This is a genomic window from Pseudomonas sp. RW407 (assembly GCF_003176655.1).
Lineage (GTDB): Bacteria > Pseudomonadota > Gammaproteobacteria > Pseudomonadales > Pseudomonadaceae > Pseudomonas > Pseudomonas delhiensis.
This window is the reverse complement of record NZ_QGSL01000107.1, coordinates 1,370,323-1,376,322: the sequence shown is the minus strand read 5'-3', so window position 1 is coordinate 1,376,322 and position 6,000 is coordinate 1,370,323. Positions and strand designations below refer to the sequence as shown.

At 68.5% G+C, this 6,000-nt stretch carries 4 protein-coding genes; all 4 read right to left on the bottom strand.

Features of this window, described 5'->3' with window-relative positions; all coding sequences use genetic code 11:
• Window positions 1-330: 330 nt before the first annotated feature.
• Window positions 331-1,164: a nucleoside triphosphate pyrophosphohydrolase gene (mazG, locus tag DK254_RS30375; protein WP_109936803.1), complete on the bottom strand. Its 834-nt coding sequence runs from the start codon at window positions 1,162-1,164 to the stop codon at window positions 331-333.
• Window positions 1,157-3,415, bottom strand: a complete 2,259-nt coding sequence (relA, locus tag DK254_RS30370; protein ID WP_109936802.1) for a GTP diphosphokinase — start codon at window positions 3,413-3,415, stop codon at window positions 1,157-1,159. The genes mazG and relA overlap by 8 nt, the downstream gene beginning before the upstream one ends.
• Before the next feature lie 90 nt (window positions 3,416-3,505).
• Entirely contained in the window at window positions 3,506-4,870 is a 1,365-nt protein-coding gene (gene rlmD, locus DK254_RS30365) for a 23S rRNA (uracil(1939)-C(5))-methyltransferase RlmD (protein ID WP_109936801.1), read from the bottom strand.
• 1 nt (window position 4,871) lies between these two features.
• Window positions 4,872-5,771 (bottom strand): cysteine synthase CysM, encoded by a 900-nt coding sequence (gene cysM / locus DK254_RS30360; RefSeq protein WP_109936800.1) that lies wholly within the window; start codon window positions 5,769-5,771, stop codon window positions 4,872-4,874.
• Window positions 5,772-6,000 lie beyond the last annotated feature (229 nt).

Sequence of the window (6,000 nt, the reverse complement as noted above, 5' to 3'; positions counted from 1 at the left end):
GTAGCCCGGCTCCATCGGGCCCGTATGTCGGGGCAAGCCTTTTTGGTTCCTTTTGTGGCGACTGACAAAAGGGACTCGCCCGAGGGGGCGAAACAAGAAACATCCGAACACTCGGAGCGGCGCGCTGCACCCAAACCCGACGTCATTGGGTTCCCCGCGTTCGCGGGAATGGCGGGGGTGAGGATCGGAGCGAGGGATCAGGATTTGCAAGCGAATCCACAGCCCCTCCCATATGAAAAATGCCGTTTCCCCCAGCCAGAGAAACGGCATTCTCTCTCTTAAGTGAACAGCATTACCGCACCGCGGGGCTTTTTCGTAACGCCGGCGAACCTAGCCACACCCCAGCGGGTTCTTCTCCTCGCGCTTGGCCTCGCCCCAGAGTGCATCCAGCTCTTCCAGGCTGCATTCCTCGGCCTTGCGGCCCTGGTCGCGCAGGGCGCTCTCGATGTAGCGGAAGCGCCTTTCGAACTTGCCGTTGGCCGCGCGCAGGGCGGTTTCCGGGTCGACCTTCAGGTGCCTGGCCAGGTTGACCACCACGAACAGCAGGTCGCCGACCTCCTCCGCCTGGGCCTCGGCGTCGCCATCGGCCATGGCTTCCAGCACCTCGTCCAGTTCCTCGCGCAGCTTGTCCACCACCGGCAGCGCCTCCGGCCAGTCGAAGCCGACCTGGGCCGCGCGCTTCTGCAGCTTGGCCGCGCGGCTGAGGGCCGGCAGCGCTGCGGGCACGTCGTCCAGCAGCGACAGTTGCACCGGCTCGGCGGCCTTGGCGGCGCGTTCCTCGGCCTTGAGCTCTTCCCAGCGCTGCTTCACCGCCGCCTCTTCCAGCTTCGCCGGGTCAGGCTCGCCGTACAGGTCGCCGTCGGGGAACACGTGGGGATGGCGACGCACCAGCTTGGCGGTGATGCCGTGGACCACCTCGTCGAAGTCGAAGCGGTTTTCCTCGCGGGCCAGCTGGGCGTAGTAGACCACCTGGAACAGCAGGTCGCCGACCTCCTCGCGCAGGTGGCCGAAGTCGCCGCGCTCGATGGCGTCGGCGACCTCGTAGGCCTCCTCGATGGTGTAGGGGACGATGCTCGCGTAGTCCTGCTTGAGGTCCCAGGGGCAGCCGTGCTGCGGGTCGCGCAGGCGGGCCATGAGGTGCAGCAGGTCGTCGAGCTTATACATCCTTGCCACCCGCGCGGTCTCGCCGCGCCTCGATGATGTTGGGCAGTTGCGAGATGCGCGCCAGCAGGCGGCCGAGGGACTCCAGGCCGGGAATCTCGATGGTCAGGCGCATGATCGCGGTGTTGTCGTCCTTGTCCGAGCGGGTGTTGACCGCCAGCACGTTGATGCGCTCGTTGAGCAGCACCTGGGACACGTCGCGCAGCAGGCCGGAACGGTCGTAGGCGCGGATGACGATGTCCACCGGGTAGGTCTGCACCGGCACCGGGCCCCAGCTCACCTGGATCATCCGCTCCGGCTCGCGGCCGGCCAGCTGCAGCACGGTGGCGCAGTCCTGGCGGTGGATGGTGACGCCGCGGCCGAGGGTGATGTAGCCGACGATGGGGTCGCCCGGCAGCGGCTGGCAGCAGCCGGCCATCTGCGTCAGCAGGTTGCCCACGCCCTGGATCTGGATGTCTCCGCGCTTGCCGTGACCGATGCGGCTGGGCTTGCGCGGGATGAGTTCGAGCTGCTCGTTGCCGCGCTCCGGCTCCACCAGTTGCTGCGCGTAGCTGACCACGTGGGCCAGGCGCAGGTCGCCGGCGCCGAGGGCGGCGAAGAGGTCCTCGCCGGTCTTGTAGTTGGCCTTCTCGGCCAGCTTCTCGAAGTCCACCGGCGGCAGCGCCAGGCGCCCCAGCTCGCGTTCGAGCATGGCCTTGCCGGCGGCGACGTTCTGATCGCGGGCCTGCAGCTTGAACCAGTGGACGATCTTCGCCCGCGCCCGCGAGGTGGTGACGTAGCCGAGGTTCTGGTTCAGCCAGTCGCGGCTCGGGCCGCTGTGCTTGCCGGTGATGATCTCCACCTGCTCGCCGGTCTGCAGGCTGTAGTTCAGCGGCACGATGCGGCCGTTGATCTTGGCGCCGCGGCAGTTGTGGCCCACCTCGGTGTGCACGCGGTAGGCGAAGTCCAGCGGCGTGGAGCCCTTGGGCAGGTCGATGGCGTGGCCGTCGGGAGTGAACACGTACACCCGGTCCGGCTCGATGTCGACCCGCAGCTGCTCGGCCAGGCCGCCGATGTCGCCCAGTTCCTCGTGCCACTCCAGGACCTGGCGCAGCCAGGAGATCTTCTCCTCGTAGTGGTTGGAGCCGGACTTGACGTCGGTGCCCTTGTAGCGCCAGTGCGCGCACACGCCCAGCTCGGCTTCCTCGTGCATGGCGTGGGTGCGGATCTGCACTTCCAGCACCTTGCCCTCGGGGCCGATCACCGCGGTGTGCAGCGAGCGGTAGCCGTTTTCCTTGGGGTTGGCGATGTAGTCGTCGAATTCCTTGGGAATGTGCCGCCACAGGGTGTGCACGATGCCCAGCGCGGTATAGCAGTCGCGCATCTCCGGGACCAGCACGCGCACCGCGCGCACGTCGTAGATCTGGCTGAAGTCCAGGCCCTTGCGCTGCATCTTCCGCCAGATGGAGTAGATGTGCTTGGCGCGGCCGGACAGGTCGGCCTTGATGCCGGTGGCGGCCAGGGCGTCCTTGAGCTGCTGCATCACGGTGGCGATGTACTGCTCGCGGTCCAGGCGGCGCTCGTGCAGCAGCTTGGCGATCTGCTTGTACTGGTCGGGCTCCAGGTAGCGGAAGGACAGGTCCTCCAGCTCCCACTTGATGTGGCCGATGCCCAGACGGTGCGCCAGCGGCGCGTAGATGTCGAACACCTCGCGGGCGACGCGCATGCGCTTCTCCTCGTCGGCGTTCTTCACCGCGCGGATGGCGCAGGTGCGCTCGGCCAGCTTGATCAGCGCGACGCGCACGTCGTCGACCATGGCCACCAGCATCTTGCGCAGGTTCTCGATCTGCGCCTGGGTGCCGAGCACCATGGACTGCCGCGGGTTGAGGCTGGCGCTGATCGCCGCCATGCGCAGCACGCCCTCGATCAGCTTGGCCACCACCGGGCCGAAGCGCTGCTGCACTTCCTCCAGCTTGACCTTGCCCTCGCGCACGCCGCGGTAGATCACCGCGGCCACCAGGGATTCCTGGTCGAGCTTGAGGTCGGCGAGGATCTCGGCGATCTCGAGGCCGGTCTGGAAGCTCGAGGTGCCATCGGCCCAGGCGGCGTCCACCTGGCTGACGGCCTTGTTCTCGGCCTCGCGGGCGAACTCGCAGGCCTGAAGCAGGACCTTGCGATCCAGCACCGGGACCAGGGTCTGGACGTGGTCCAGCCAGGCCTCGAGGTTGATGCTGCCGTCGGTGTTGACCGGCTGGTGCGCTCTCACCTGTACCATCTTGTCTACCCTTCCCCACGGTGTGCCACGGCACACCGCTCGACTGCGCCGGCCTTTCTGGCGTGGGCCGGTCGGATTGCGCAGGTCGTCCTAACCTGCCTCGAACAGAGCCATCGCCTCCACATGCGCCGTCTGCGGGAACATGTCGAGGATTCCGGCACGCTTCAGGCGATAGCCCTGACGGGCCAGCTCGCCGGCGTCGCGCGCCAGGGTCGCCGGGTTGCAGGACACATAGAGTACCCGCTCGGCGCCCAGGGCGCGCATGCCCCGTGCCATCTCGAGCGCGCCGTCACGCGGCGGGTCGAGCAGCACGGCGGAAAATCCCTTGGCCGCGTCCCCGGTGAACCAGCGCGTCGCGGAAAGCGGCTGCGCCAGGTCGGCCTGGTGGAACACGGCGTTGTCCAGGCCATTGGCCCGGGCGTTGGCCGCGGCGCGCGCGACCATGCTGTCCACGCCCTCCACGCCCACCACACAGGCGGCACTTCGGGCCAGCGGCAGGGCGAAATTGCCCAGCCCACAGAACAGGTCTAGCACCCGTTCCGTCGCCGCGGGAGCCAACCAGTCGAGGGCCTGCGCGACCATGGCCGCGTTGACCGGTTCGTTGACCTGGACGAAGTCCCCCGGCCGGTAGGCCAGGGTCAGGTCCCAGGCGTCCAGGCGGTAGCCCAGTCGCCCCTCGCCGTCGGCCGGCGTCGGTTCGCCGTCGCCCTGCAGCCACAGTTGCACATCCCGTGCCGAACAGAAGGCCTGGAGGCGTTCGAGGTCGGCGCCGCGCAAAGGTTCGGTGTGGCGCAGCAGCAAGGCGCAGGCGGTGCCGTGGAACAGCTCGACGTGGCCGATGGCTCGCGGCCGCTGGAACCCCTGCAGCAGCGCCGGCAGCTCGCGGGCCAGCGCCTGCAGCTCGGGCACCAGCACCAGGCAGTCGTCGAAGGCGACGATGGCCTGGCTGGCGGCGGCGCGGAAGCCGACCTCCAGGCGCTGGGCCTTGGCATCCCAGCGCACGGCGATGCGGGCCCGGCGGCGATAGCCGAATTCGGGGCCGGCCAGGGGCTCTGCCCAGTGTTCGGGGACGATCTCGCCGAAGCGCTGCAACTGCTCGGCTAGAGTGCGCTGCTTGAGCGCCAATTGTCCGGCGTGGGGCAGGTGCTGCAGGGTGCAGCCGCCGCACTTGCCGGCCACCGGGCAGGGTTCGGCGCGGCGCTCCGGCGCGGCGGCCAGGATGCGTTCGCCGCGGGCGTCCACCACCTGGCTGCGCGCGGCCAGCACGCGGGCCTCGACCTCCTCGCCGGGCAAAACGCCGGCGACGAACCAGGTGCGCCCTTCCAGGTGCGCGATGCCGCGGCCGTCATGGGCCAGGCGCTCGATGCGCAGGCGCTGCTTCTTGCCCACCGGCACGCCTGTGTTGCGGGCGCCGCCGCTGGGCTGGAAGCGCAGCCCGCTTCTCTGCTTGGCCATGTCAGTTGGAGTCGTAGATTCCGGAGGACAGGTAGCGGTCGCCGCGGTCGCAGATGATCGCCACCATCACGGCGTTCTCCAGCTCGCGGGACAGGCGCAGCATGGCCGCCACCGCGCCGCCCGAGGACACGCCGCAGAAGATGCCTTCCTCGCGGGCCAGGCGGCGCATGACGTCCTCGGCCTCGCTCTGGTGCATGTCCACCACGCGGTCGACGCGGCTGGCGTCGAAGATCTTCGGCAGGTATTCCTGCGGCCAGCGGCGGATGCCGGGGATCGACGAGCCTTCCATCGGCTGCAGGCCGACGATCTGCACCGCCGGGTTCTGCTCCTTGAGGTAGCGCGACACGCCCATGATGGTGCCGGTGGTGCCCATGGAGCTGACGAAGTGGGTGATCTCGCCGCCGGTCTGGCGCCAGATCTCCGGGCCGGTGCCCTGGTAGTGGGCCACCGGGTTGTCGCCGTTGGCGAACTGGTCCAGCACCTTGCCCTTGCCTTCGCGCTGCATCTGGTCGGCCAGGTCGCGGGCGCCTTCCATGCCCTGCTCCTTGCTCACCAGGATCAGCTCGGCGCCGTAGGCGGTCATGGCCGCCTTGCGCTCGGCGGTGGAGTTGTCCGGCATGATCAGGATCATGCGGTAGCCCTTGATCGCCGCGGCCATGGCCAGGGCGATGCCGGTGTTGCCGGAGGTGGCCTCGATCAGGGTGTCGCCGGGACGGATGTCGCCGCGCAACTCCGCACGGGTGATCATCGACAGCGCCGGGCGGTCCTTCACCGAGCCGGCCGGGTTGTTGCCTTCGAGTTTCACCAGCAGGGTGTTGGAGGTTTCCCCGGGCAGGCGCTGCAGGCGCACCAGCGGAGTATTGCCGATGCACTCGGCGATGGTGGGGTACTGCACGGTCATGGAGTCGCTCGTCGTCAGCAAGGCGGATCTGGATAACGGCCTATGATACCGGTAAACCGCCGCCGGCCATATCGGCAAGCGCAGCGAGTGGCATCGGCGGCCCTGCCGGCCCCGGCGTCGAGGCTGCGGAATCCTTATATGAACACCTGAACATTCGCGTAGGAAAGCTCCGCAATTCACATGTTGCCACAAAGTGCTTAAGTGCCCATGGGCCGTGGGCTGCAGCACA